The 25333-nt window shown below is 44.7% G+C and carries 28 protein-coding genes; 22 read left to right on the top strand and 6 right to left on the bottom strand.

Annotated features, from left to right (window positions below):
• Window positions 1–28: 28 nt before the first annotated feature.
• From dtd to ASD40_RS26575, 3 genes are all read left to right on the top strand, one after another.
• Window positions 29–469 (top strand): D-aminoacyl-tRNA deacylase, encoded by a 441-nt coding sequence (gene dtd, locus ASD40_RS26580; protein ID WP_057306120.1) that lies wholly within the window; start codon window positions 29–31, stop codon window positions 467–469.
• 74 nt (window positions 470–543) lie between these two features.
• Window positions 544–717 (top strand): hypothetical protein, encoded by a 174-nt coding sequence (locus ASD40_RS37490; protein ID WP_156390194.1) that lies wholly within the window; start codon window positions 544–546, stop codon window positions 715–717.
• Between the two features lie 150 nt (window positions 718–867).
• Window positions 868–2823: an FAD-dependent oxidoreductase gene (locus ASD40_RS26575; RefSeq protein ID WP_057306119.1), complete on the top strand. Its 1956-nt coding sequence runs from the start codon at window positions 868–870 to the stop codon at window positions 2821–2823.
• Between the two features lie 105 nt (window positions 2824–2928).
• On the opposite strand, the gene ASD40_RS26570 is transcribed toward ASD40_RS26575, so the two are convergent.
• Together ASD40_RS26570 and ASD40_RS26565 are read right to left on the bottom strand one after the other, a co-directional pair.
• On the bottom strand, window positions 2929–3222 hold the full coding sequence (locus ASD40_RS26570; protein WP_057306118.1) for a hypothetical protein: 294 nt from the start codon (window positions 3220–3222) through the stop codon (window positions 2929–2931).
• Window positions 3223–3512: 290 nt separating this feature from the next.
• The gene (locus tag ASD40_RS26565) at window positions 3513–3905 is read right to left on the bottom strand and encodes a DoxX family protein (protein ID WP_057306117.1); all 393 of its coding nucleotides are present in this window, start codon (window positions 3903–3905) and stop codon (window positions 3513–3515) included.
• A 122-nt stretch (window positions 3906–4027) separates the two neighbouring features.
• On the opposite strand from ASD40_RS26565, the gene ASD40_RS26560 reads away from it, so the two are divergent.
• The 8 genes from ASD40_RS26560 to ASD40_RS26525 all read left to right on the top strand — a co-directional run bounded on the left by ASD40_RS26560 (window position 4028) and on the right by ASD40_RS26525 (window position 12765).
• Window positions 4028–4333 carry a winged helix-turn-helix transcriptional regulator gene (locus ASD40_RS26560; protein ID WP_056836252.1) on the top strand — a complete coding sequence of 102 codons (306 nt, stop codon included), beginning with the start codon at window positions 4028–4030 and terminating at the stop codon, window positions 4331–4333.
• 447 nt (window positions 4334–4780) lie between these two features.
• Window positions 4781–6046: a histidine--tRNA ligase gene (gene hisS / locus ASD40_RS26555; RefSeq protein WP_057306116.1), complete on the top strand. Its 1266-nt coding sequence runs from the start codon at window positions 4781–4783 to the stop codon at window positions 6044–6046.
• A gap of 102 nt (window positions 6047–6148) precedes the next feature.
• Window positions 6149–7930, top strand: coding sequence for an aspartate--tRNA ligase (gene aspS / locus ASD40_RS26550; protein ID WP_057306115.1), 1782 nt, complete (start codon window positions 6149–6151; stop codon window positions 7928–7930).
• Window positions 7931–7954: 24 nt separating this feature from the next.
• On the top strand, window positions 7955–8710 hold the full coding sequence (locus tag ASD40_RS26545; RefSeq protein WP_057306114.1) for a tRNA threonylcarbamoyladenosine dehydratase: 756 nt from the start codon (window positions 7955–7957) through the stop codon (window positions 8708–8710).
• A gap of 69 nt (window positions 8711–8779) precedes the next feature.
• Window positions 8780–8974 carry a hypothetical protein gene (locus ASD40_RS26540; protein ID WP_057306113.1) on the top strand — a complete coding sequence of 65 codons (195 nt, stop codon included), beginning with the start codon at window positions 8780–8782 and terminating at the stop codon, window positions 8972–8974.
• A gap of 261 nt (window positions 8975–9235) precedes the next feature.
• Window positions 9236–9790, top strand: a complete 555-nt coding sequence (locus ASD40_RS26535; protein WP_057306112.1) for a PadR family transcriptional regulator — start codon at window positions 9236–9238, stop codon at window positions 9788–9790.
• Complete coding sequence (locus ASD40_RS26530) at window positions 9783–11318, top strand: MFS transporter (protein ID WP_063870837.1); 1536 nt, start codon at window positions 9783–9785, stop codon at window positions 11316–11318. Before ASD40_RS26535 ends, ASD40_RS26530 begins: the two co-directional genes overlap by 8 nt.
• A 127-nt stretch (window positions 11319–11445) precedes the next feature.
• Window positions 11446–12765 (top strand): replication-associated recombination protein A, encoded by a 1320-nt coding sequence (locus ASD40_RS26525; protein WP_057306333.1) that lies wholly within the window; start codon window positions 11446–11448, stop codon window positions 12763–12765.
• Here the strand turns inward: ASD40_RS26525 and ASD40_RS26520 are convergent.
• The 3 genes from ASD40_RS26520 to mnmA form a co-directional block, all read right to left on the bottom strand.
• Window positions 12760–13161, bottom strand: a complete 402-nt coding sequence (locus ASD40_RS26520; protein ID WP_057306111.1) for a DUF3889 domain-containing protein — start codon at window positions 13159–13161, stop codon at window positions 12760–12762. The genes ASD40_RS26525 and ASD40_RS26520 overlap by 6 nt on opposite strands.
• 189 nt (window positions 13162–13350) lie before the next feature.
• Entirely contained in the window at window positions 13351–14034 is a 684-nt protein-coding gene (locus ASD40_RS26515) for an AlkZ-related protein (protein ID WP_162251318.1), read from the bottom strand.
• A 48-nt stretch (window positions 14035–14082) separates the two neighbouring features.
• Complete coding sequence (gene mnmA, locus ASD40_RS26510) at window positions 14083–15171, bottom strand: tRNA 2-thiouridine(34) synthase MnmA (protein WP_057306109.1); 1089 nt, start codon at window positions 15169–15171, stop codon at window positions 14083–14085.
• A 311-nt stretch (window positions 15172–15482) separates the two neighbouring features.
• On the opposite strand from mnmA, the gene cymR reads away from it, so the two are divergent.
• The 5 genes from cymR (at window position 15483) to ASD40_RS26480 (ending at window position 19051) form a co-directional block, all read left to right on the top strand.
• On the top strand, window positions 15483–15902 hold the full coding sequence (gene cymR, locus ASD40_RS26500; protein ID WP_029196904.1) for a cysteine metabolism transcriptional regulator CymR: 420 nt from the start codon (window positions 15483–15485) through the stop codon (window positions 15900–15902).
• 9 nt (window positions 15903–15911) lie between these two features.
• A complete protein-coding gene (locus ASD40_RS26495) occupies window positions 15912–17060 on the top strand; it encodes a cysteine desulfurase family protein (protein ID WP_057306107.1) in 1149 nt (382 codons plus the stop codon).
• Between the two features lie 28 nt (window positions 17061–17088).
• Window positions 17089–17610 carry a PRC-barrel domain-containing protein gene (locus ASD40_RS26490; RefSeq protein ID WP_057306106.1) on the top strand — a complete coding sequence of 174 codons (522 nt, stop codon included), beginning with the start codon at window positions 17089–17091 and terminating at the stop codon, window positions 17608–17610.
• Between the two features lie 10 nt (window positions 17611–17620).
• Window positions 17621–17821: a hypothetical protein gene (locus ASD40_RS26485; RefSeq protein WP_200957476.1), complete on the top strand. Its 201-nt coding sequence runs from the start codon at window positions 17621–17623 to the stop codon at window positions 17819–17821.
• Window positions 17822–17980: 159 nt separating this feature from the next.
• On the top strand, window positions 17981–19051 hold the full coding sequence (locus ASD40_RS26480; protein ID WP_057306105.1) for an AI-2E family transporter: 1071 nt from the start codon (window positions 17981–17983) through the stop codon (window positions 19049–19051).
• A gap of 204 nt (window positions 19052–19255) precedes the next feature.
• Here the strand turns inward: ASD40_RS26480 and ASD40_RS26475 are convergent, their stop codons facing one another.
• Window positions 19256–19501 (bottom strand): DUF3951 domain-containing protein, encoded by a 246-nt coding sequence (locus ASD40_RS26475; protein WP_057306104.1) that lies wholly within the window; start codon window positions 19499–19501, stop codon window positions 19256–19258.
• A 498-nt stretch (window positions 19502–19999) separates the two neighbouring features.
• Here ASD40_RS26475 and alaS point away from each other — a divergent pair, with 498 nt between their 5' ends.
• From alaS to mltG, 6 genes are all read left to right on the top strand, one after another.
• Entirely contained in the window at window positions 20000–22627 is a 2628-nt protein-coding gene (gene alaS / locus ASD40_RS26470; RefSeq protein ID WP_057306103.1) for an alanine--tRNA ligase, read from the top strand.
• Window positions 22628–22740: 113 nt separating this feature from the next.
• Window positions 22741–23001, top strand: a complete 261-nt coding sequence (locus ASD40_RS26465) for an IreB family regulatory phosphoprotein (RefSeq protein ID WP_028555746.1) — start codon at window positions 22741–22743, stop codon at window positions 22999–23001.
• Between the two features lie 18 nt (window positions 23002–23019).
• A complete protein-coding gene (ruvX, locus tag ASD40_RS26460) occupies window positions 23020–23436 on the top strand; it encodes a Holliday junction resolvase RuvX (RefSeq protein WP_057306102.1) in 417 nt (138 codons plus the stop codon).
• Window positions 23437–23442: 6 nt separating this feature from the next.
• Entirely contained in the window at window positions 23443–23751 is a 309-nt protein-coding gene (locus ASD40_RS26455) for a DUF1292 domain-containing protein (protein WP_057306101.1), read from the top strand.
• Window positions 23748–24044, top strand: coding sequence for a DUF1292 domain-containing protein (locus tag ASD40_RS26450; RefSeq protein ID WP_057306100.1), 297 nt, complete (start codon window positions 23748–23750; stop codon window positions 24042–24044). The genes ASD40_RS26455 and ASD40_RS26450 overlap by 4 nt, the downstream gene beginning before the upstream one ends.
• 157 nt (window positions 24045–24201) lie before the next feature.
• The gene (gene mltG, locus ASD40_RS26445) at window positions 24202–25299 is read left to right on the top strand and encodes an endolytic transglycosylase MltG (RefSeq protein WP_057306331.1); all 1098 of its coding nucleotides are present in this window, start codon (window positions 24202–24204) and stop codon (window positions 25297–25299) included.
• The last annotated feature ends 34 nt before the right edge of the window (window positions 25300–25333 follow it).

Below are 25333 nucleotides of genomic sequence, written 5' to 3'. Positions count from 1 at the left end.
GTTATAAAGTTAAGGAGATTCAAAGGCAATGAGAGTAGTTGTTCAACGTTGTAAACGTGCCGAAGTAACTGTTAATGATACAACGATTGGTCGTATTGAACAGGGCTTGATGCTTCTAGTCGGGATTACCCATGACGATACCGAGCAGGATGCGAAGTATTTGGCGGATAAAGTGGCTGGGCTGCGTATATTTGAAGATGAAACCGGCAAAATGAATCTTTCCGTACTAGATACGGGAGGACAAATTTTATCCGTTTCGCAGTTTACTTTGTATGGCGATTGCCGGAAAGGGAAGCGGCCCAATTTCATGTCAGCGGCAAGACCAGAGCTTGCAGAGCCACTATATGATAAGTTTAATGAGCTGCTTAGGTCTCAAGGCATACACGTGGAAACGGGTGCTTTTGGAGAAATGATGGATGTATCTTTGACGAATTGGGGACCTGTTACGTTGGTTATTGACAGCAAATAAGTTGCTCCGAAGGATAATAAGCTATCTGACTGGTAATACTTAATGTGTATATACTAGCGGTTAGGAGCACCCAGATGCGTCAATCGATCAAACACAGAGCCATGACGGCACCGGAGCAGCAATTGCTCCATACCACTCTTGCTGAGCGCATGAGTCAAACGCCTAATCTTGCTGACGTGGAAATGAGTTCGGAATTCACATCCGTCCAAGAAACGATGAAGAGTATTCCCAAGAAATCATACCGGTAGCGATAAAGCCGTGCTTGCTGATTGTTCAGCGTTGCGCGGCTTTATTTTGTCTTATGCGCACAATTTCTCTCTATACGTAAAATGTGGTAAACTATCAAATGGTAAAAAGAGTATTCGAAAAGCAGAGATAAGGTGGGTGCTTTTGTACTAATGGCAAACTCGAAACGAAACCGTTCCGCATCCCGAGGCTGGATTTGGTTAATGGGGATATTGATTCTGCTTGCAGCTTTGGGAGCTGCGGCATCACTGTATTATCAATATAAACACCTTTCAAAAGGCAATCATAGCACCACGAAACAGGTGCTAGAAGAGGTCAAATCCGTCAAAAAAGCGAAGGAAGCATACGATGTCATCGTAGTAGGGACAGATCCTGAAGGCCTAGCAGCAGCTGTATCGGCGGCGCGCAACGGACTTAACACGCTGCTTGTGGACGGACGCAATAGGGAGATGTTAGGTGGGTTAATGACACTTGGTGGTCTGAATACGATTGACATGAACTATGCTCTCAAGACGAATCCGCTTGGCAAGGAGGAAGTGTTAAACAGAGGGTTTTTCTCTGAATGGTACAAGCGGATTGAAGGAGATTCCTTCGATGTAAACACGGCAGCGAATGCGTTCAACCAGTTAGTCAGCGCTGAGAAAAATATAGACGTTCTTTTACGTACGCAAAAGATTGAGCCTGTACTCGGTCCACCCGCAAACGGAAACGTGCCCGTGCAGGGTGCTGTTCTGACACTTGCTGACGGCAGCAAACAGACCGTGAAGGCTGGTGCTGTGATTGACGCTACACAGGATGCGGATTTTGCCGCAGCTGCAGGCGTTCCTTTCACATTCGGTCGCGAGGATCTGGGCGATCCCAAGTCGCGTATGGCGGTGACCTTGGTTTTCAAACTCAAGAATGTTACGCCTGAAGTATGGGACAAAATGGCGAAGCGCCTTAACAACGATAATTCCGACGGAACCGGAGTAAACGAAGTCAGCGTCTGGGGTTACGGAGAGATGAGCAGCTATCCGCCGGTTAACAAAGAACGTGCAAAGATGCGCGGTTTGAATATGGGCAGACAGAACGACAACACGGCACTTGTCAATTCATTGCAAATTTTTAATGTGGATACGTTCGATCCTAAGTCGGTGCAGGAAGCTTTTGATATTGCGAATAAAGAGCTACCGAATATAGTCGCTTACATGAAACAAACATTCCCCGAGTTTGCTGGGATTGAGCTGGGAGGCACAGCATCTGAATTGTATGTCCGCGAAACGCGGCATATTCAAGGGGAATATCGGCTGAATATCGTAGATGTATGCACAAATGGCGATCAGTGGGACCGCATCGGCTTTGGCTCGTATCCAGTAGACATTCAGCGGACATCGCCATCTGATAACGGCAACGTCGTCTGCGATCCGAAGCAGTATGCAATTCCGTTCCGCAGCATCGTGCCGCTCAAAGTGGATGGTCTGCTGATCGCTAGCAAAGCAGCCAGCTATGATACGTTGCCTCATGGAAGTGCGCGTGTGATCCCGAACGGCATGGCGGTAGGCCAGGCGGCAGGCACAGCGGTGAAGCTGGCCCAGCAAGAGAAGCTGACGTTCCGTCAAATGTCGGCCTCCAAAGAAGCGATTGGGAAGCTGCAGGAGCAGTTGAATGCCCAAGGGATGGAGACTAAACCGATTGAACTGAAGCCGGAACCTTTTATGGAGCATAAAGCATATGAAGGTCTCAAATCTGCTCTGATGCTGGGCTTAGCTTCAGGTGCTTATGACAATAACTTTCACTTGGATGACGCGGCTAATCCAAAGCGGATGGTTAATCTCGTAGGCGGCGCGAAGAAGATGAAACCTGATGCCTGGGTTGGGGATGTCAATCAGGCTATTGCGAATCTGCAAAACGCAGATAAAATACCGCTGACACTAGAACAGGCCAGTTATACAATCACTCAAGCGTTAGGGTTGAAGGCTGCCTCTACGGAAGCGCAATCCAAATTGTTGGAGAATAAGCTGCTCACAGAAACGACCGTTAAACTTATTGCCGACAAACAAAAGTTAACGAATGCCGACACGTATTTGCTTATTAAAGATTTAAAAGTTGGCGTTACAGGTAAGCCATAGAACAACAAATAAGAGCCTTAGTGCCGCTTGTAGATGTGGCATTAAGGCTCTTAACTTTTCGAAGCTAAGGAAGTTTTTGTGACTACGCTTACATTCTTGCTTGGATCAGTCTGCGTCAGCAGCATCCTCTTCAGCTTGCACAGAATCTTCCGAATCTTCTTCGGCTGATTCTTCGCTTTCCGCTTCGGCATCCTCCTCGGACACATCCTCAGCTTCTATTTCTTCCTCATCAGATGCTTCTTCTTCCGCTTCGACAGCTTCGTCCGACTCTTCAATGGCCTCTTCTTCGGCTGTTTCTTCAGCTACTTCATCTTCAACTTCGGCTTCGGTTTCGGAATCTTCAGAGAAGAGCACCACTAGATCTTGCCGTTCCTCTTGAAACTCGTTTTGTATTGTCATTGTTACAGCCTCCTGATGATAAATTCAAGGCCATTTGCCTTGTTGTACATGTATATGTGAAAATGGTCTGAATATACGGTGAAAATAAATGAAAATGATTGAAAATACGGAGAAAATACTGTAATGAAATTGTAATTTGTTTTTCATATCCCTTTAATCAAGAGCGGATATAATAATAGTCGACCCCCTTTAAAATATATTTACTTGAGGCCTGCAGCCCTTGTGCTGCAGGCTATTTTCTTTACACAAAAAAACCGTCTCAGCTTGGGCTGGACGGCTTAATATCATTTTTACATCAAAGCATCTAAGGAATATTCACCGGCTCCGATAAGTGCAACACCAACAGCGATAGCGAGCAGCGTTAAATTGTATTCATAACCATTGGAAGTTACCCAGTAACCATTTTTGCCATGAACTTTAATAATAGCACCAAGCATAATCAGTGCAATAAGAGCAGCACCAAATGGTGTCCAAAGACCTGCGGCGAAGAGCAGGCCACCTACAATTTCCGCTAAGCCTGCAAGAACAGCCATGAGCACACCTGGTTTGATTCCAATAGAATCGAAGAAACCTCCCGTACCTTTGGGACCATAACCACCGAACCATCCAAATACTTTTTGTGAACCGTGCGCCGCGAATGATAAACCGATCACTAAACGAATAATAAGTAGACCCAATGCCATTACTAACAACTCCTCTTTTAATATATTTTGTTTAATAACTTACTTTATGTTAGTATATTATTACGAAGCACTTACTTTTGTCAAGCGACTATGTTAAAATTGTTTATAAGGAGATGATTTATATGGAAGACTATCAACTGTGTCCCAAATTCGAGAATGCTTTTGAACTTCTAGGAAAGCGTTGGACAGGACTTATTGTTCATGTCTTGCTTTCTGGACCGAAGCGCTTTAAAGATATATCAGTTCTCATCCCTAGTATGAGTGATCGCATGCTTTCGGAGAGATTCAAGGAGCTCGAGGCTGCAGAGATCATCATCCGTCATGTGTACCCAGAAACACCGGTTCGGATTGAGTATGAATTAACCGCCAAAGGAAAAGGGCTTAAACCCGTTATGGATGAGTTGCAAAAATGGGCGGACTTACATTAACTAATATAGTGGAGGTATAGGAGGATTAGTACTTCTATCTCTTGACTTTGTATCTGCCAATGTTTACAATAAACAATAATGTAATTCGATACTTTTGTGATCCGTTGAAGGGACAAAGTAAGTCGCCCCCACATAAGCAGAGAAGGAAGTCTAGGCTGCAAGCTTCCTATGATGAGCGAACGAAAAGACCTCCCCGAGGACCGGCTGGGAAATGCATATTGGCTGATGTCAACTTGCCTAGTAGCAGCTGTGCGTGTAGCGGGCGTTATCCGTAAAGAGCAGAATTCTGTTTCGTTGCCACTGGCAAACGATAGCAGCATTTCTGAAATGTGGGTGGTACCACGGGTGAATTTGTTAATCAAATCTCTCGTCCCTGACGTCAGTCGGGGGTGAGAGATTTTTTTGTTGTTATTTGACTGGAACGACAGATAATAGGAGGTTGAGCGCATGAGCATACAAAAGCCAAAAGGCACACAAGATCTTCTTCCCGGTGAGGTGGAGAAGTGGCAGTACCTAGAGAGCAAAGCAAGAGACTTGTGCCAAAGGTTTAATTACAAAGAGATTCGTACGCCGATATTTGAGGAAACCGAGCTGTTCATTAGAGGCGTCGGTGAAACGACAGATATCGTGGGTAAAGAAATGTACACCTTTCTCGACAAAGGTGACCGCAGCATGACGCTTCGTCCCGAAGGCACAGCCGGTGTTGTTAGGGCTTATGTAGAGAATAAGCTTTATGGGATTCCCGATTTAACGAAGCTTTATTACGTAGGACCCATGTTCCGCTATGAGCAGCCGCAAGCTGGGAGATATCGCCAGTTCCATCAATTCGGTATTGAAGCTTTCGGGTCCGTTGATCCAAGCATCGATGCTGAAGTGATTGCGCTTGGTTATACGTTCTATAAAGAAATTGGTCTTAAGGAAGTAACTGTTGAAATTAACTCCGTTGGAACACCAGCGGTTAGAATGGTTTACCGTGAGAAACTGCAGGAGTTTTTCGCACCTGTGAAGCATTTGCTTTGTAAGGATTGTCAGTCTCGATTTGATCGTAATCCGATGCGTATTCTTGATTGCAAAGTGGATCAAAAGTATGGCGAAGGCGCTCCAGAAATTTTAGATTACTTGGATGAGGAGTGTACATCGCATTTCGCTCTAGTTCAAGAGCATTTAGCAGCGATGGAAATCCCGTATCGGATTAATCCGCGCCTCGTTCGCGGTCTTGATTACTACACGCATACTGCATTCGAGTACAAAGCTGCCGGGATCGGTGCGATTGATACGATTGGCGGAGGCGGACGGTACAATGGTCTAGTTGAGCAGATTGGCGGCCGTGGCACCGATCAGCCGGGAGTTGGTTTGGGGCTTGGCCTTGAGCGTATTCTGCTCGTATTGCAGGCACAAGGTGTCGAAATTCCGAAGCCAGAGCCGCTTGATGTATATTTGATCGGTCTAGGAGACGCGGCGGAGAAAGAAGTAACGAAGCTGCTGCACCAGCTTAGAGTTCAAGGGCTGAAGGCGGAGAAGGATTACCAAGGCCGTAAAATGAAAGCTCAAATGAAATCAGCAGACCGCTTTCAGGCCACCTATGTGGCGATTCTTGGAGATGACGAATTGGTGCGTGGCGAAATTACTTTGAAGAAGATGGATACAGGCAGTCAATTGACTGTGAGTTTAGCCGATCTTGCCTCGAACGCTGCAAAGACACTTTTCGAATAGATAGACAACAAGGAGAGACTTTGAGCTCTGCTCAAAGATCCCAACAAAGGAGAGACTTTGAGCTTCGCTCAAAGATCCCTATATTAGGAGGAAAAAATAATCATGATGCTCAAAACACATCATTGCGGGCAGCTTACTAAAGCTCAGGTAGGACAGACAGTAACACTAAACGGTTGGGTGCAAAGAAGACGTGACTTAGGCGGCGTTCTATTCATCGATCTGCGCGATCGCAGCGGGCTTGTACAGACTGTATTTAACCCAGACTTCTCAGGGGATGCACTTGCCATTGCTGACCGTGCTCGTAATGAATACGTACTAGCGGTAAAAGGGAAAGTTGTAGAACGTGATGCCGAAACGGTTAACAAAAATATTACAACGGGTGAAATCGAGATTCAGGTGACTGAAATCGAAATCATGAATGCAGCTAAAACACCTCCGTTCTTCATCGAAGACGGTGTAGATGTGGATGAAGCCGTTCGTTTAAAATATCGTTATTTGGACCTGCGTCGTCCGGAAATGCAAAAAACATTAATGCTTCGCTCCAAAGCGTCCAAAGTATTCCGTAATTTCTTAGATGATCAAGGATTTGTTGAAGTTGAAACACCGATTTTGACGAAAAGCACACCGGAAGGCGCTCGCGATTACTTGGTGCCAAGCCGCGTGCATCCGGGCGAATTTTTTGCGCTTCCGCAGTCCCCGCAAATCTTTAAACAATTGTTGATGGTTAGTGGTTTGGAGCGTTACTACCAAATCGCACGCTGTTTCCGCGATGAGGATCTTCGTGCAGACCGTCAGCCTGAATTTACACAAGTCGACATTGAGACTTCTTTCATTTCTCAGGATCAACTGCTTGAAATCTTGGAAGAACTCGTAGTCAAATTAATGCAAGAAACAGCTCAAGTTGAAATCCCGCGCCCATTCCAACGTATTACGTATGCGGATGCCATGGCGAAATATGGTTCGGATAAACCGGATCTTCGTTTTGGTCTAGAACTCGAAGATGTTTCTGATATCGTTGAAACTTCAGGTGTTCAAGTATTTGCAAACGTCGTTAAAGGCGGCGGTCAAGTAAAAGCTTTGAACGCTAAAGGTTGCGGTACATGGAGTCGTAAAGAGATCGATGACCTCTTACCGTTCGCAGCACGTTATGGCGCCAAAGGCTTAGCTTGGATTCAAGTGAAAGACGGCGAATTCAAAGGGCCTATCGTGAAATTCTTCAATGAGGCTGAAATCGCTGCATTAACAGAGCGTTTAGGCGCAGAAGAAGGGGATTTGCTTCTATTCTCCGCTGATAAGAAAAAAGTTGTTGCTGATGTACTTGGTAACCTTCGTCTGAAGATCGGCCGTCAGCTTGGTCTTATCGATGACTCGAAGTTCAAATATGCTTGGGTTGTGGACTTCCCACTTCTTGGGTACGACGAAGAAGCCAAACGTTATGTGGCTGAGCATCATCCGTTCACGCGTCCTAATGAAGAGGATGTTCATTACTTCGATACAGATCCAGGTCAAATTCGTGCACAAGCATACGATCTTGTCTTGAACGGATATGAAGTAGGCGGCGGCTCGATGCGTATTTACCAACGTGAAGTTCAGGAGAAAATGTTTGGTGCGCTTGGCTTCTCCAAAGAAGAAGCTGCTGAGAAATTCGGCTTCCTTCTTGAAGCCTTTGAATATGGAACACCTCCGCATGGCGGATTCGCTTTTGGTTTCGACCGTTTGGTGATGCTGATCACAGGCCGCACGAACCTCAGAGAAACGATTGCATTCCCGAAAACGGCAAGCGCAACAGACTTATTGACCGATGCACCGGGTACAGTAGACGACAAACAGCTTGAACAACTGTCGATTCGCTTAGCGCTTAAGCAGCCTGCTGCTAAAGCCTAAGAACATAGAAGAGGAAGTGTTTCTATGCTTCACCAATTTTCACGAACTGAACTAGCGATTGGCCCTGAGGGGCTTGAAATCATGAAGAATAGCACGGTTGCTGTACTAGGCATCGGCGGTGTAGGTTCTATCGCTGCTGAAGCACTAGCACGCACAGGGGTTGGACGTCTTATTCTGATCGACAAAGATGTTGTCGACATCACGAATATTAACCGTCAGATTCATGCGCTCACGACAACGGTTGGTCAGCCAAAGGCAGATCTGATGCGTGATCGAATCAAATTAATTAATCCAGAATGCGATGTTATCGCTCTCCGGATGTTTTACACAGAGGAAACGTATGAGGAAGTATTCGCCTATCCGATCGATTATATGTTGGACGCAAGTGATACGATTTCCTATAAAATCCATCTGATCAAGCAGTGTCTGGAGCGGAAGATCCCCATCGTTTCCAGCATGGGCGCAGCCAACAAAATGGATCCGTCACAGTTCAAAGTAGCGGATATCTCCAAAACGAGCATGGATCCTATTGCGCGTGTGGTGCGTCAAAAACTGCGTAAGGAAGGGATCAAAAAAGGCGTGAAGGTTGTATTTTCGACCGAAGAGCCGATGAAACCCCGCGAGGACGTAACGCAGCAAATCGTTCCCGCGAACGCACCTGAAATTCGCAAGGCGAAACAACCGCCGGCAAGCAATGCGTTCGTTCCGCCTGTGGCAGGACTGATTATGGTGAGTGTGGCTGTGAAAGAACTATTGGAAATTGGTTTGAAGAAGAAATAGGAAAAACGGATGCCCCTTGGAAAGCGGGCATCCGTTTTTTATTTGCCTAATGGTAGGAGCATCCTATTTATGCACTGCCAACGAATACGGACGAATCAAAAGGAGGTACAGGAGTGGAATCGGCAAAATTTGCTGCTAATCAAAGGCTGGGGGGAACGAGGATTCGCTATTGCGGCTAATATGTCAGTGTTGGGCAAGTATGTGGAACGTGTGTGCGCTATTTGGGTGTTTTGGCGGTTTTTGCACCTCGAAACTGGGAAATAGAAGATCCACGTTCCGCGATAACGAGAAATATTCAGTTTTAGAGGAAATAAGGCATCGCATTTCCCTTTCTCTAGGCTTCTTGATGGTTGGTAAGAAACCCACACCTTATACAGTCCTTGTTTATGAGGGTTAATCAACCATGATGAACTCGTTTATATATCGGAAAAGTATATATCGATTATATATATGTTGACTCGATATATATAATCTGGTAAATTGTTAATTAAGAAGCACAATCAAGAAAAAAGGAGGACTAACAGCATGACTAGTCAGGATGTCATTTTAGGTATTTTAATGAAGCGCAGTCTATCGGGATACGACATCAAGCATATGTTTGAGACGGTATTTTCATATTTTTACAATGCAAGTTTTGGCACGATTTATCCTACGCTTAGCAAGATGGAGAAGGAAGGTCTCATCACGAAAGAAAGTGTGATTCAAGAGGGAAGACCGAATAAGAATGTCTACTCCATAACGGAGGAAGGCCAAAAGCATTTCAAAGCCTACATGTATAGTCCCATGCAAGCCAATGAGTTCAAATCTGATGCGATGACTCGCTTGTTTTTTGGTGAATTTATTGAGGTCGAGGTCATTATTGAATATTTGGAATATGGCGTATCGAGTACGAAAGATGATCTTGAACGTTTGAGGAAAATGTATGAGAACGGTAAGTCAAATTCATTAATGTCTCAGACACAAGAAATTTGTATTCAGATTGGAATCGAAAATATGGAAAGTACACTGCGAACATTAATGGCCGGAATAGAACGTTTGAGTAATTTGAAAATGGAAAAGGGGCAAAACGATAGTGGGTAATAAAAAAACAGGTTTTATAATACTGGCAATGGCTCTAGGGTTATTGATGTCTGCGTTAGATAATACAATTACAGCTGCTGCAATAAGTCACATAATAGGCGACATTAATGGTTTTGATAAAATCAGTTGGGTATTCACAGCGTATATGCTTGCATCTACGAGCACGATGCTTGTTTTCGGAAAGCTGTCGGATATGTTTGGCAGAAAGCTCTTTTATTTGATTGGAATTTCTATATTTTTGATCGGTTCGGCACTCTGTGGTACAGCCCAGGATATGACACAGCTGATTATATATAGAGCGATTCAGGGGATAGGTTCAGGAGCTATTTTTCCCATTAGTTTCACCATTATTTATACCCTTTTTTCAGATCCCAAACAGGGGGCTAAGCTGTCAGGGGTATTCGCAGGGATATTCGGTCTATCATCTGTAGCGGGACCGCAAATCGGTACATTACTCGCAGAATCTTGGGGTTGGCGCTGGTGTTTCTATGTTAATTTACCACTGGGTATACTCTCATTCTTAGTTTTGCTTTTTGCTCTTAAGGAAACTCGATCGACTCGTCGTCCGAAAATTGATTATTTAGGGACACTGTTACTCGTTATCTCTACTGTCTCACTCATGCTAGCATTAGAGTTCGGTGGTAAAGATTATACTTGGGGGTCTTGGCAAATTATTAGTCTGTTAGCTATTGCCGTTGTTGTAGGCTTACTTTTCATTATGGTTGAACGCAGGGCTCAAGAACCCATGCTGCCTTTACCCTTATTCAAAAACCGAATGGTTCTCGGCATGATGTTAGCTTGTCTTTGCCAAGGAGCGATCATGTTCTCGGCAATTGCTTACTTGCCTATTTTCTCAACTGCCGTGCTCGGTCGGGCGAATTCAAATGTGCTTTTGACCCCGATGATGTTTTCATTAATGGTTGGAGCTGTTTTGTTCGGTTTCCTTCAACGTTTCTTTAGCTTCCGAGCGGTTATCGCGTCCAGTATGATTACGGGGATTGTCATTAGCTATTTGTTGAGTGTAGTCAGTCATGACGCAAGTAATCTGTATATGATCACCCTGATGGTTATACTTGGCGTAGGGGCGATTGGTCCGTTAATGAGTGTTGCTCAGAATGCCGTTGCTCTCAGCGTAGATCGCAAATATATCGGAGTCAGCTCCTCTATCATTGGGTTTTGGCGTAATATAGGAGGGGTTCTCGGGGCCTCGACTATGGCGACTATCGTGAACACTAGATACAACAGTCTTATTCACGAAGGTGCAGCCGAGCACAACATGCCTCTTAATCAATTATCGACTTTAGCTAATCCAGAACATTTGATTCGGGCGGGAGCTGAATTCCCCAAGGAAACGATGAGTTTCCTCCGAGATTCACTGGGAACAGCGATTAACCATGGCTTTATCATAAGTATCGTGTTCGGTATTGTCGGACTTGCCGCTACATTCATAGCAGGGCCCCTTCGTTTCACGGTACCTGTCCAGCGTCCGGAACCGCAGAATGATAATGCAACTCCTCAGTCTGTATAAATGCATCAGATAGATCCTCCTGATTTCTTATTAGGGGGATCTTTTACTGACAAAACATGACATGATTTCATATGCGGGTTATAATAGAGTTTATATCTTTCAAAGCAAAGTAAAGGATAAACTACTTATGGACTTGTTTACATATGCTTCTTCACAAGAACCAACAGGAAAGCTGCTAGCTGATCGTATGCGGCCAACATCGCTCGATGAGTACATTGGCCAGGAGCAAATCGTCGGAAAAGGAAAGCTGTTAAGAAGAGCGATTGAGGCCGATCAAGTGACCTCAATCTTGCTCTATGGCCCACCGGGCACAGGCAAAACAACTTTGGCCAACATCATTGCGAACCGAACACAGGGTGAGTTCATGAAGCTGAACGCCGTAGATGCTTCGGTCAAAGATGTGCGAGAGATTATCGAGCTAGCGAAAACCAATAAAGCGATGTACGGTCGTAAGACGACCTTATTCTTGGACGAGGTGCATCGCTTCAACACCTCGCGGCAGGATGCGCTGCTTCCTGCCGTAGAGCAGGGCATCCTCATCTTCATCGGTGCGACGACAGAGAACCCGTTTCACCATGTGAACGGGGCTCTGCTGTCGCGCTCGACGCTGTTTCAGCTCGAGCCACTCACGGCGGAGCATGCGCTCATCGCCATGCGAAGAGCCATCGCCGACCCCGTGAAGGGGCTCGGCTTCATGCGCCTCCACGTAGACGAGGAGGCGCTGGAGCATATTGCACGGATGGCCAATGGTGACATCCGACGTTCCCTTAACGCGCTGGAGCTTGCAGCGCTGACGACTTCACCCGAACCGGATGGAACGGTTCAGATTACGCTTGAGGTGGCGGAAGAGTCGATCCGCCGCCCCATCGTGAAAGCGGACGAGTCGACGCAATACGACGTCTTGTCCGCTTTTCACAAGAGCGTGCGCGGCTCCAGCGACGCCGCGCTGTTCTGGTTCCTATATGCCGTCGAGAAGCTCGGCATGGATCCTATGACGTTCCTGCGGCGTCTTATCGTCGCCTGCAGCGAAGATATCGGCCTTGCCAATCCGCAAGCGATGGTGCAGTCCGTAACGGCAATGGACGCCTATCATAAGATTGGTTGGCCGGAATCAAAGTACATCATTTCCCAGGCAATTTTATTCGCCGTGGAGAGTCCAAAATCAAATTCGATACCGATGGCCATCTCTCGTGCGGAACAGTTGATGGACCAGGTGAAATCAGCGAATGTACCGCTTCATCTTCGTGATACGCACTATAAAGGTGCTGACCAGCTTGGACATAAAGGCTATATGTATCCCCATAATTATCCGGGACACTATGTGAAGCAGCAGTACTTACCTGATGATATTCGAAATGAGATCATTTTTGCAGCTAGTGAACAGGGCACAGAAGAAAAGATGAAGCTCAATCAGCATAAAAGAAGAGGGACACCTACTAATTTATAAAATAGGTAGGTTCCCTCTTTTTTCTTGCTCCATATCGATTGTGAAAACCTTCTCTGTAATAGGATCGTACCGAATCGAAACAATTAGCGGAAATTCGACACCATGATGTCTTACCCAGAAGCGAAACTGCTGCTGTGCAACACCCGGCGCAATAGTTGAACGTCCTAAATATTTATAATCTAATAAAGTGTAGAGTTTCCCAGCCTCTTGAAAGGCAAGTCGGCTCCACTTGGCATATCCAGGGTCTTGTACTGGCTTATATTTTACGAAAATTTCTTCTGTACTTATCTCTGTTCTTGTCTCTGCACTTGCTTCTGCACTTGCCTCTACCCTTGCTATCAAACTTCCAGACCAACCAAACCAAATAATGAGAAGTACGGCTAAGATTCTATCCATTCGCTCACACCTTTCGCGATTATCCTGTGCTTAGAATTAAGCCTACATACTTGAAAGGTAAACGGTAAATTTCTACAAGATGCCAGATTATAGGTTTGCTGGCGACTGTGCTAAAAACAGAAATAGGAGCCTTTAGGGCTCCTATGAATGCATTTGTTTTTTGCGTTCCGATACTGAAACTCACACATCTTATAATTTAAAAACCTTCCCTAAATAAACACCCGCGGCAGCACTAAACCGTTCTTGAAGCAACGTTCTGAGTTGGTTTTTCGCTTCCGGAGTTGGAAGTGTATTCGCCTTAATCCCATGAAGCTCCATCCAATGCTTAGCGGTCATATAGCAGGTGCTATTCCAGCCGTTCTTGGTACCATTGGCATTCAGACGTTCGCTTATACCAGCAATGACGATATCTGTCTTACTTTGTAGTTCTATCAGTGCGCGGTCGAATTCATTTTTCGACTCCTTGGCTTTCATCCCGGTTTTGGAGCGGAGCTCCTTAACATCGATGCCTTCATTCTCTTCAACCGCTTGAAAAAGCTCGACAGCTGATTTGGGAAGTTCTCCATCGGCATAACGCTCCTCAACAGAATAAGGCTCGTCTAACAAATTTTTAATTAATGGAAAGAGCTCAGCAGAAATCAACATTGGCTTCTTTGCAAAAAAGCGACCATAAGCGGCAATGCCGTTGCCAGGCAGACGATCTCGCCATAACCATGGATCTGTCTCTAGCCCGGTATGCCATTGTTCCTGCACAGTTATAGATTCAAGTGAAGGATGATTAGGTATGAATGAAGAGAGAGGGAGAATACCGACCTCTTTCACGATCTTCGTAACATCCTCATAAGCAGCAGCTTTCCAATCAACATCATTCACTTTAACCAAAACGATCATCCTTTCCGTTTCTATAACCGCCGATCAAACTTATTTATGAACTTTATCAATAACTCCGCCGCCTAAACATACGTCTCCATTATAGAAAACAACGGATTGCCCCGGCGTTACGGCTTTTTGAGGTTTATCGAAGACTACTTCACATGTTCCATCCTCCATAAACGTAAGAACTACGCCTTGGTCTGGTTGACGGTAACGGAATTTGGCTGTGCAGGCATACGCGCCCACTGGCTTGCTCGATGATATCCAGTTCACATCGGTGGCTGTTAAGCCCTTAGAATATAGTCCTGGATACTGCTCACCTTGAACAACAAGCAGTTGATTACTTTCCAAATCTTTATCTACAACGAACCACGGCTCGCCTGAGCCTGATCCGCCAATACCAAGTCCTTGTCTTTGGCCAAGGGTGTAGTACATCAAACCGTCGTGACGGCCTTTGACTTCACCGTTACGAATATCGACCATATTGCCGGGTTTAGCGGGCAAGTATTGGCTGAGGAACTCTTTAAAGTCTCGTTCGCCGATAAAACAAATTCCCGTGCTATCTTTCTTCTTAGCAGTCGCTAGACCTGCTGCTTCAGCAATTTCACGAACCTTAGGTTTTGGTAGGTGGCCAATCGGGAACATGGCTTTGGACAGCTGCTGTTGATTCAGCACGTTAAGGAAGTACGTTTGATCTTTGTTGGCATCATTACCACGCAAAAGCACATATTCACCATCTTGCTCTTTTACTTGTGCATAGTGACCTGTTGCAATGTAATCCCCACCTAAATCAATGACCTTCTGAAGCAATTCTCCGAATTTTATTTCTCGGTTACACATCACATCCGGATTCGGCGTGCGGCCCTTGGTATACTCGTCCAAGAAATAGGCGAAAACTTTGTCGTAATATTGCTTCTCGAAATTAACTGTATAGAAAGGGATGTCGAGCTGATCGCACACTCTTCTAACATCCTCTGCATCTTCTTCTGCGGTACAATGGCCAAACTCATCGGTATCGTCCCAATTTTTCATGAAAATGCCAATAACCTCGTAGCCCTGTTCCTTAAGCAACAGCGCGGCAACCGAAGAATCGACACCTCCGGACATTCCCAATATGACACGTGTTTTTTTACTCATAGCTGTGAACCTCTTTTCTATCTTGTGAGACTTTTTTTAAAAACTCTTACTATTATACCTCTCTATTGTTCAAAATTAAAATATTTCATGAGAATGTCATTGTTTTTCCCCCACAGAAGAAGGAATTTATGATACCATATATACGATATACGGATGTTTAGGAATGTTTTTGCGAAAAATGGAAACGCTGTGTACCAAGATAGGGAAGACCATAGTGTCTGAACGTGGATAAAATAGATGGTAGGCAACAGAAGTTTTAGCAATATCGATCAGACTCCTTGATGGCATATAATGTTGAATGAGGTGTAACTTTGAAAATTTCTACAAAAGGCCGCTATGGTTTAACGATCATGATGGAGCTGGCCAATCGATTTGGTGAAGGACCGACTTCACTCAAAAGTATTGCCGAAAAGCATCAGCTTTCTGAGCATTATCTGGAACAACTTGTAGCTCCGCTTCGCAATGCAGGATTGGTCAAAAGTATTCGAGGTGCTTACGGTGGATATATTCTCTCGAAATCCGCTGAACTAGTAACAGCAGGCGAGGTTATTCGTGTATTAGAAGGGCCCATTAGTCCTGTCGATTTTACCGAGGAAGATGATCCGGCTAAGCGTGATCTGTGGATTCGTATTCGAGATAGCATTGCGGATGTGTTAGATTCTACGACACTTGCGAACTTGATTTCTTTCGAAGACCAAGGCAAGAACGACAACTACATGTTTTACATTTAAGGGTGTCCTATGAATCCCATTTATCTTGATCATGCAGCCACTACTCCCGTGCATCCTGAAGTTATGGAAGCAATGCTTCCATTTTTTACAGCCCTTTTTGGGAATCCTTCGAGTACACATAGCTTCGGCAGAGCAACTAGAACAGCACTGAATCGGTTTCGTGACGCTATGGCGAAATCGTTAGGCTGTTTACCTGCTGAGCTTATTTTTACAAGCGGAGGAACCGAAAGCAATAACATGGCAATCTTTGGGATCATGAATGCAAACAAGGATGGCAAGAAGCACATTATTACGACGGAGATCGAACATCATGCTGTTTTGCATCCCTGTGAGCGATTGGAGAGCCTCGGATACGAGGTGACCTACCTTCCAGTAGGTCCGACCGGTCTTATTCAAATAGAAGATGTGGAAGCGGCTATTCGTCCTGACACAGCTCTTATTTCCATGATGTATGTGAATAATGAAGTGGGTACGATTCAACCGATCGAGCAAGTAGGTCATCTGGCGCGGAGTCGGCAAATTCCTTTTCATGTAGATGCGGTGCAAGCTTTAGGTAAGTTGCCGCTGAATGTTAGTGAACTTCCTGTTGATTTAATGAGTTTCTCGGCTCATAAGATATACGGACCCAAAGGTGCAGGCGCATTATTTGTATCGAAGAATACGAGGTTGACGCCTCACGTCTATGGAGGCTCTCAGGAGAGAAAGCGCCGCGCAGGTACGGAGAATGTAGCGGCAATTGCAGGCTTTGCCAAAGCTGTGGAAGTTATTCTCCCGATGATGGACAGCATGCAATCCAAAGTCATAGAGCTTCGCGGGCTTATGATAAGCATTCTTGAACAGCAATTAGGCTTTGACAGCTTCACAATTAATGGCCACAAGGAACAGTGTATCCCGCATATTCTGAACATCAGCTTTCCAGGTATCTCAACAGAAACACTTCTTATGAATCTTGATTTAGAAGAAGTGGCTGCCGCAAGCGGTTCTGCATGCACATCAGGTTCACTTGAAGTATCGCACGTATTACAAGCCATGAAGCTCCCAGAAAATGTTACAGCCTCCGCGGTTCGATTTAGCTTTGGAATGGGGAATTCTAAAGAACAAATCGAAACAGCTGCCCAGAAAATTGCAACCATTGTCAAACGGTTGCGTACTACATAGTACCGGGTGGTTCTAGGAGGAATAAAACTTGCGCAAAGCGCATGATTTGATCGGACTTCCCGTTCTAACGGTAGATTCCGGTAAACAAATAGGTCAAGTTAAAGATTTGTTGATAGGCCCTGATTGGAACATACGAGGTATCATGCTCGAAGTGAAGAATTGGTTCTCCTCCTTACGTTACATACCGTGGGAGGGAATCGTTGCTGCCGGAGAGGATGCCATTACCATACCGAACGAAAGTGTCATTCGCGAGTTTGAGCATGTGGAAGAGTGCCATGCTTTTCTTGAAGGAAGCCGCAAAATTAAAGGTCTTCCCGTCATTACGGTGGGAGGGCACAAATTAGGCGTGGTAGAAGATGTTTATTTAAACCAGAATTGGGGTAAACAAATAGTAGGTTATGAATTGTCCGAAGGGTTTATTTCTGATTTAAAGGAAGGGCGTAGATGGCTTCCTATGCCGGCAGCGGCAACCAAAGGGGAAGATGCCATCATAGTGCCTGTACATTGCGCTCAGGAAGTAGAAGAACTCTTCGTATCCAAAGAAGAATAGGGTGAGCATTATGCGTTGTCCAAACTGTAATTCCAAAGATATTGGAAAAATCGGTTCCCATCAATTCTACTGCTGGGGTTGTTTTATCGAACTCAGTGTTAACGGAGAGAAAATGTCCGTATATCAAGTAGAGGAAGATGGTACGTTGAGTTCTCTGGATGATTTATTTTTTGAGGAAGAAATTCCTCAAGTCCACGAACATGCCAATTAATCGTTAATACACGTTACAAAACGTTATTTTTTGAGCGCAGCGGCGCTTAAGGAGTAGCGTTTTTTTCTTGTTTAGCTCATGATTTAACGGGTTAATTTGGACGAGTTGTACATATACTGTATGAGCATATGTTTATAAGGATTAACAGAGGTGAAGAGAATGGAACGTTTTTCGAAAAATAAATGGTTTGTCGGGCTGGTTTACCTCCTACTTATCCTGGCCAGCTTGTATATGCTGCTGCAAATAAAGCCTATAATGTTTAGTGTATTTACCTTTATCAAAGCCATTTTAACGCCATTTTTTATAGCTGTGATTATTTCGTACATTTTAAACCCGATCGTGAATATTCTTAATCAACGGAAAGTGCCAAGAACCATTGCTGTTCTGCTTATTTATAGTGTCTTTCTCTCCTCTCTGACCGTTATTATCATGAATATGACACCGATGTTTGTGTCCCAAATTGCGGAACTCAATGAGCATATGCCGCAAATGGCTATGCGTGCGCAGTCGATTGTGGACGGGTTTAATCAAAACCAACTGCTGCCCGACAGTGTGCGCAATGGATTTAATCATTCACTTACGAAGCTGGAAAATAGCATTTCCATGGCTATCTCGAACTACATGAATCAGATTGGAAATACCATCAATACGTTGTTCATCGCTTTTATCGTACCGTTCGTTGCTTTCTATATCTTAAAGGATTTTCAAATTATTGAGAAAACAGCCCTCGCTATTGTGCCGCGTGAGCATCGTAAGAGAACAATTAAATTGCTCATTGATATTGACACTGCTCTTGGCAATTATATCCGGGGCCAACTGTTAGTTTGCGTGATTATAGGAGTTCTTGCCTATTTAGGGTATTGGCTTATTGGCATGCCATACGCCTTGCTGCTCGCTAGCGTTGTGGCGGTGTTTAATATTATTCCTTACTTGGGGCCTTTTTTTGGAGCAGCGCCTGCAATCATTATGGCTTCAACAATCTCTTTGAAAATGTTGTTATTTGTCGCACTCGTTAATTTAGCTGTACAAATTCTCGAAGGCAACGTCATCTCTCCTCAGGTGGTAGGAAGAACGCTGCACATGCATCCGTTGTTTATCATTTTCGCATTACTTGTAGGTGGGGAAGTCGCGGGTATTGTGGGGTTAATATTGGCTGTACCCTTCTTTGCCGTCATGAAGGTTATCATTCAACATGTTTTCCTTCACTATGTTCATAAGCCCACGACATGAGGTTTCATTATAAGTGGACGCACAGAACCCCTCTGAGCCATGACTTGCGGGATCATGGTTCAGAGGGGTTCTGTACGAGGGTTGAGGATATGAAAGGTGTGGCCATGCGTAAACCAACGAATGGGCTACGGAATAAGTATACGAATTCTTACCATATGTCTTGGTTCGATAATGAAAATCATTATCATTAAAATCAGTATACTTTCAATGAGAATGATTGTCAACTATGATTTTTAAATTTTTATCCTTGTCGTCGCCTTGGTCGTCCTTCTCTTCTTTTTGTTCTTTTTGTTCTTGAAATTCTACGCGAGTTTGACCTGTTATATAGTCAAAAGGATTGTAACGGCTATCGGGTATTTCCTTTTTGATGAGCGTCTTGGTCATGATGTAAATAACTAATACAAAGATGGGTACGATTAACCCAAGTAGGATGAGGGTTGAGAAATCCAATTGAAACACCTCCGAGAATCAACTAAAAGAGACGAACTTACGTTACATACGATTCCCCTAAAGGTTTGGTTCCACTAATATTCGTTACATGGAATGGAATTCAAGCCGAAAGCTGCTCATGAATATTGACAGGGTACTAGCATATAGTTATAATTTGCCTTATCTATATCTGAATTCAAAGCGTTGATGAAACTTAAGTAAGCCATAGTCCATCGTCAGAGAGAAGGTTCCGCTAGAGCAGTGATACTGCGAGTAGTGGCTGAGAGAACCTTTCGGTGTTAGGATGGCCCAAAGCTCGTTTCGGAGTGTGGATGAACTCCACCGGTTGGACCCGTTACAGATCCGCACAAGGAGATTGCGTTTGTTTCCTCTTGCTATAAGCGAGGGTTGGCCGAACACAATAACCAGGGTGGTACCGCGATTATTCGTCCCTGTATGTTACAGGGGCGTTTTTTGTTTGTTTTTCGAACAATTGATAAATATGGAGGCTTGAAAAAGATGAAAGCAAGTGAAATTCGTTCCAAGTGGTTACAGTTCTTTGCAAGTAAAGGGCATAAGATAGAGCCAAGTTCATCACTCGTCCCACATAATGACCCCTCACTCTTGTGGATTAATGCAGGGATTGCTCCTTTAAAGCCGTATTTAGATGGACGCGAAATTCCCGAAAATCCGCGAATTACAAATGCTCAAAAATGTATTCGTACCAACGATATTGAGAATGTAGGTAAAACACGCCGACATCATACGTTCTTTGAGATGCTGGGGAATTTCTCGATCGGAGACTACTTTAAAAAAGAAGTCATTCCTTGGGCTTGGGAGTTTTTGACGGATCCGCAGTGGATCGGCTTTGATCCGAATCGTATTTCTGTCACTGTACATGAAGATGATGAAGAAGCTTTTGAAATTTGGAACAAACAAATTGGTATTCCCGAAGAGCGTATTTATAAGCTCAAAGAAGACAATTTCTGGGATATCGGTGAGGGTCCGTGTGGTCCTTGTACAGAGATTTTCTATGATCGCGGTGATAAATACGGTGATTTGGCAGATCCGGAATGCTGGCCAGGCGGAGAGAATGAGCGTTTCCTAGAAGTTTGGAACCTCGTGTTTACGCAATTCAACCATAATAAGGACGGCAGCTATACACCGCTTCCTAACAAAAATATTGATACTGGAGCAGGATTAGAACGGTTTGCTTCGATTTTGCAAGATGTGGACTCAAACTTTGACACGGATTTGTTCAAGCCGATTATTGATAAAACATGTGAGCTTACAGGTGTGAAATACCATGTGAACGAAGAACACGATGTTGCACTCAAAGTCATCGCTGACCATATCCGTACTGTTGCTTTCTCAGTTGGTGATGGCGTTCTGCCTTCTAATGAAGGACGCGGTTATGTTATCCGCCGATTGCTGCGCCGCGCAGTACGGTACGGAAAAGTGCTTGGACTTGATAAGCCGTTCCTGCATAAGCTCGTACCAACCGTTGGAGAAATAATGGGCGTTTACTACACGGAAGTTGTAGATAAACGAGAATTTATCGAGAAGGTGATCCGAACCGAAGAGGAGCGTTTCCATGAAACGTTAAGCGACGGCTTGATCATTCTGGCTGAGATGGTAGAAAAGACTCGTCAAGCGGGTACGAATCAGATTAGCGGACCGGATGCTTTTAAGCTGTATGATACGTATGGCTTCCCATTCGATTTAACCGAAGATTTTGCTTCTGAGAAGGGTTTAACGGTTGACCGTGCCGGATTTGATGCTTCCATGCAGGAACAACGTGACCGTGCTAGAGCGGCCAGTCATAAAGAAGGCGGCATGAAGGTGCAAGGCGGACCGCTGTCTGAATTGACGATTAAAAGCGAATTTGTTGGTTATAATGAATTGGTAGTTACTGCTAGTATCGTGGCGATCGTTCATGAGAATGAACTCGTTGACATTGTCGGGGTTGGTGAGACTTGTCAGGTCGTATTGGATCGGACTCCTTTCTACGCTGAAAGCGGTGGTCAGGTAAGTGACTATGGTATAATTCGAAGTAACCAAGTGTCATTGAAGGTTGAAGATGTTATCAAAGCGCCACATGGACAGCACGTTCACAAAGTTCTAGTTGTGTCGGGTGTTCTTCGCAAAGGTGATTCGGTAGAAGCTATTGTTGCTGCTGCGGAACGTGGAGACATTATTAAGAACCACACAGCTACACATTTGCTGCACAAAGCGCTTAAGGAAGTACTTGGAACGCATGTTAACCAAGCGGGGTCTTTGGTTGAACCTGACCGTTTGCGGTTTGACTTCTCGCATTTCGGAAGCATTAGCAGCGAAGAGCTGCAGGATGTTGAGCAGCGTGTGAACCGTCAGATTTGGAACAACACGAATGTGGATATTTCACTCAAAGCAATCGCTGACGCAAAGGCAATGGGAGCAATGGCTTTATTCGGTGAGAAGTACGGTGATATCGTTCGCGTTGTGCAAGTTGGCGATTACAGCTTAGAGCTGTGCGGCGGCTGCCATGTTCAGAATACGGGTCAAATTGGCTTATTCAAAATCGTTAGCGAGTCCGGTATCGGTTCAGGTGTTCGTCGGATCGAAGCCGTGTCTGGCCGCAGTGCGTATGAATACCTTGACCAGCAATTACATTTACTGAAAGAATCCGCAGGCTTGCTCAAATCAAATGTTCAAGATGTACCGAAACGAGTGGAAGCTACACTTCAACAAGTGAAGGAACTGACGCGTGAAAACGAGTCGCTGCGGAGCAAACTTGGGCGGATCGAAGCGGGTTCTCTTACAGACCAAGTGAAGCAAATAGCAGGAGTTTCGGTGCTGGCTGCACAAGTCAATGCGGCGGATATGGATTCACTTCGTAATATTGTGGATGAGATGAAGACGAAGCTAGGTTCCGCTGTTATCGTACTCGGCGCAGTTGCTGATGACAAAGTCAATTTGGTAGCTGCTGTCACGCCTGATCTTGTGGCTAAAGGCTTCCACGCCGGCAAAATCATTAAAGAAGTGGCACAGGCTGTTGGCGGTAGCGGAGGCGGTCGCCCGGATATGGCGCAAGCAGGCGGTAAGGATGCCTCCAAATTGCAAGCTGCATTGTCCGGAGTTGAAGGACTTCTTTCCCAATTTTCATAATTATTTTTCTGTGGGACAGGAATTTTTAAACCCATAGAGAATATAACCAGTATACATGGATTGATTTTCAAATATTTCACAAATGGTATCACAAGGAAAGTGAGGTGCTCCTGATGAGTTCCATGGATAAAACGATGAAGTTTAACGTAAAGGCAGAAGAAATAGAGACATCGCCCAAAGACGTGTTATTAGCGGTGTACGATGCTCTTCAGGAAAAAGGGTATAATCCGATCAATCAGATTGTCGGATACTTGCTTTCCGGAGATCCTGCCTATATTCCACGGCATAACAATGCTCGGAGCCTCATTCGTAAACGGGAACGGGACGAACTCATTGAAGAATTAGTTCGTGCTTATCTGGGTCAACACAAATAGAAGGAAAAGAGAACCGGCATGAGATGGATAGGCTTGGATTATGGGGACAAGACGATTGGTGTAGCGATGAGCGACGAGCTTGGTTGGACGGCTCAAGGGCTTGAAGTCATACATCGTCGTAAGCCTGGGGAAGACATCGCTCGGCTGGAGGCCATTGTCAAAGAGTATGGTGTTACTCAAATCATTGTAGGCTTACCCAAGAATATGAACAATACAATAGGGCCACGCGGCGAGCTTGCAATCGCATTTTCGCAAGAATTAGAGCAAAAACTAAGTGTACCTGTACACTTGTGGGATGAGCGGTTAACGACCGTAGCTGCGACACGCACACTGCTAGAAGCTGATGTGAGTCGGAAGAAACGCAAGTTGGTTATTGATAAAATGGCCGCACAGCTCATTCTGCAAGGGTACATGGATGCCAATATGAAGAGGTGAACGAATATGTCCAAAGAAGAATTGCATGAAGAACAACCAGAAATCATTTACATCCCGGACGATGAAGGCAACGAAGAAGAGTTCGAGGTTATCATGAAATTCGAAGTGGACGGTTCTGACAAGAAGTACATGATGGTAGTGCCTACAGACGGCGGAGATGAAGAATCCGATGAAGTGTACGCATTTCGCTATGAAGAGGATGATGACGGCGAGGATTTAAAGCTGTTCACCATCGATGATGAAGAAGAATGGGATATTGTTGAAGAAACATTCAATACTTTAATGGCAGAATTCGATGAGGAAGAAGAAGCATGAGTACGACGCCTTCTGACGTATTGCGCAAAACTTACGGGGATGATATTATTTTGTTTGATGAGCAAAATGAATCAACGGTGTATCATCTTCTTAAAGAATTCGTTTATGGAAATTATACGTATGCTGTTCTGCAATCCGATGAACTCAAGAAGGAAGACGAGGTTGCTGTTTTCCGAGTGACGACAGATAGCGACGGACAGTATGAATTGGAAACCATCGAGGATGACGAGGAATGGGAAACCGTTTCAGAGCTCTATGACGAGATGGTATTTCCAGAACAGGATGAATTGTAAGAAGCATACAACCGAGCGGAGCGCATCCGCTCGTTTTTGTTTGCTTTGGGGTATACAAATGCTTACGAAGTCAGTTTTCTTACGAAAACTCTAAAGCCAATGCTTACGAAGTCAGTTTTGCTAAAGCAAAACTCTTAGGAGGATTTTTGTGAACAACATGCTTGAACAAGAGAATGAACAGAATAAGCCTAGACGAAGTAAGCTTAAGCTCATCCTTCTTGTCATTGGATTATTGCTTCTCATTATCATTGGAACTGCAGGCGGCATCGGATTGTATATCGCGAGTGCTCTTCAGCCTGTAGCTGCTACAGAGCAAGAAGTAAGGGTTTCAATCCCGCAAGGCGCTGGTTCTTTGCAAATCGCTAAGGAGCTTGAAATGAAGGGACTTATTAAAAATTCTTCGGTTTTTACGTATTATTTAAAGGTGAAGAAACAGGGCTCCAGACTTCAAGCAGGCGAGTACAGTATGAAACCGGGCATGACATTCGAAGAAATGATTGATAAGCTGAATAAAGGGGAGACCGTGAAGGAAGAAGTCATTCGTATTACGATCCCTGAGGGCTATACCATTGATCAGATTGCAGCGAAATTAGGTGAGCAGACTCCTTGGAAAAAGGAAGTTTTTCTACAGATGGCGGATGCTCCAGCTGGGTTGAAGGGGGATACGATCGCAACGATTCCTGATAATAAAAGCATCAAGCACCGTCTCGAAGGGTATCTGTTCCCAGAAACGTATGAGTTTAAGAAGGACTCCACGGAACAAGATTTCATTGAGCGAACACTGCAGCAGCTGGATAAGAAGCTGGCGACACTTCCACCAGACTGGAAGGACAAGCTGAAGGAGCGCGGACTTAACGTACACCAGATGTTGACGATTGCCTCTTTAATTGAACGTGAAGTGGTTGTAAACGAAGAGCGTGCACTTGTTTCCGGCGTTATCCAGAACCGGTTGAAGAAGAATATGCCCCTGCAAATTGATGCAACCGTGCAATATTTATTCGATAAGTCCAAAGAAAGATTGCTGGAGAAGGATCTACAAATACAAAGTCCTTATAATACGTATCTAAACACAGGTTTACCGCCGGGACCGATCGCGAGTCCGAGCTTAGCCTCGATGAAAGCTGCTATTTATCCGGAAGAGACGAAGTATTTATTTTACGTAACAAAGAAGGATGGGACCAAAGGGCATTTATTCGCAGAAACTTTTGAAGAGCATAAGAAGAATATTGCAGAAAGTAAGAAGGCTGCGAATTAGTAGTACGAACTTATGATAGGAAGCTGACAGAAGG

It is taken from the genome of Paenibacillus sp. Root444D2, assembly GCF_001426375.1.
In the GTDB taxonomy this organism is placed as follows: domain Bacteria; phylum Bacillota; class Bacilli; order Paenibacillales; family NBRC-103111; genus Paenibacillus_E.
The sequence above is the reverse complement of the archived record's forward strand: the minus strand, read 5'-3'. Positions and strand labels throughout refer to the sequence as shown.

What these genes read in the sequence shown, in the direction of transcription:
- dtd (WP_057306120.1), top strand. Translation starts at nt 29, where the DNA reads ATGAGAGTAGTTGTTCAACGTTGTAAACGTGCCGAAGTAACTGTTAAT.
- ASD40_RS37490 (WP_156390194.1), top strand. Translation starts at nt 544, where the DNA reads ATGCGTCAATCGATCAAACACAGAGCCATGACGGCACCGGAGCAGCAA.
- ASD40_RS26575 (WP_057306119.1), top strand. Translation starts at nt 868, where the DNA reads ATGGCAAACTCGAAACGAAACCGTTCCGCATCCCGAGGCTGGATTTGG.
- ASD40_RS26570 (WP_057306118.1), bottom strand. Translation starts at nt 3,222, where the DNA reads ATGACAATACAAAACGAGTTTCAAGAGGAACGGCAAGATCTAGTGGTG.
- ASD40_RS26565 (WP_057306117.1), bottom strand. Translation starts at nt 3,905, where the DNA reads ATGGCATTGGGTCTACTTATTATTCGTTTAGTGATCGGTTTATCATTC.
- ASD40_RS26560 (WP_056836252.1), top strand. Translation starts at nt 4,028, where the DNA reads ATGGAAGACTATCAACTGTGTCCCAAATTCGAGAATGCTTTTGAACTT.
- hisS (WP_057306116.1), top strand. Translation starts at nt 4,781, where the DNA reads ATGAGCATACAAAAGCCAAAAGGCACACAAGATCTTCTTCCCGGTGAG.
- aspS (WP_057306115.1), top strand. Translation starts at nt 6,149, where the DNA reads ATGATGCTCAAAACACATCATTGCGGGCAGCTTACTAAAGCTCAGGTA.
- ASD40_RS26545 (WP_057306114.1), top strand. Translation starts at nt 7,955, where the DNA reads ATGCTTCACCAATTTTCACGAACTGAACTAGCGATTGGCCCTGAGGGG.
- ASD40_RS26540 (WP_057306113.1), top strand. Translation starts at nt 8,780, where the DNA reads ATGCACTGCCAACGAATACGGACGAATCAAAAGGAGGTACAGGAGTGG.
- ASD40_RS26535 (WP_057306112.1), top strand. Translation starts at nt 9,236, where the DNA reads ATGACTAGTCAGGATGTCATTTTAGGTATTTTAATGAAGCGCAGTCTA.
- ASD40_RS26525 (WP_057306333.1), top strand. Translation starts at nt 11,446, where the DNA reads ATGGACTTGTTTACATATGCTTCTTCACAAGAACCAACAGGAAAGCTG.
- ASD40_RS26520 (WP_057306111.1), bottom strand. Translation starts at nt 13,161, where the DNA reads ATGGATAGAATCTTAGCCGTACTTCTCATTATTTGGTTTGGTTGGTCT.
- mnmA (WP_057306109.1), bottom strand. Translation starts at nt 15,171, where the DNA reads ATGAGTAAAAAAACACGTGTCATATTGGGAATGTCCGGAGGTGTCGAT.
- ASD40_RS26495 (WP_057306107.1), top strand. Translation starts at nt 15,912, where the DNA reads ATGAATCCCATTTATCTTGATCATGCAGCCACTACTCCCGTGCATCCT.
- ASD40_RS26485 (WP_200957476.1), top strand. Translation starts at nt 17,621, where the DNA reads ATGCGTTGTCCAAACTGTAATTCCAAAGATATTGGAAAAATCGGTTCC.
- ASD40_RS26480 (WP_057306105.1), top strand. Translation starts at nt 17,981, where the DNA reads ATGGAACGTTTTTCGAAAAATAAATGGTTTGTCGGGCTGGTTTACCTC.
- alaS (WP_057306103.1), top strand. Translation starts at nt 20,000, where the DNA reads ATGAAAGCAAGTGAAATTCGTTCCAAGTGGTTACAGTTCTTTGCAAGT.
- ASD40_RS26465 (WP_028555746.1), top strand. Translation starts at nt 22,741, where the DNA reads ATGAGTTCCATGGATAAAACGATGAAGTTTAACGTAAAGGCAGAAGAA.
- ruvX (WP_057306102.1), top strand. Translation starts at nt 23,020, where the DNA reads ATGAGATGGATAGGCTTGGATTATGGGGACAAGACGATTGGTGTAGCG.
- ASD40_RS26455 (WP_057306101.1), top strand. Translation starts at nt 23,443, where the DNA reads ATGTCCAAAGAAGAATTGCATGAAGAACAACCAGAAATCATTTACATC.
- ASD40_RS26450 (WP_057306100.1), top strand. Translation starts at nt 23,748, where the DNA reads ATGAGTACGACGCCTTCTGACGTATTGCGCAAAACTTACGGGGATGAT.
- mltG (WP_057306331.1), top strand. Translation starts at nt 24,202, where the DNA reads ATGCTTGAACAAGAGAATGAACAGAATAAGCCTAGACGAAGTAAGCTT.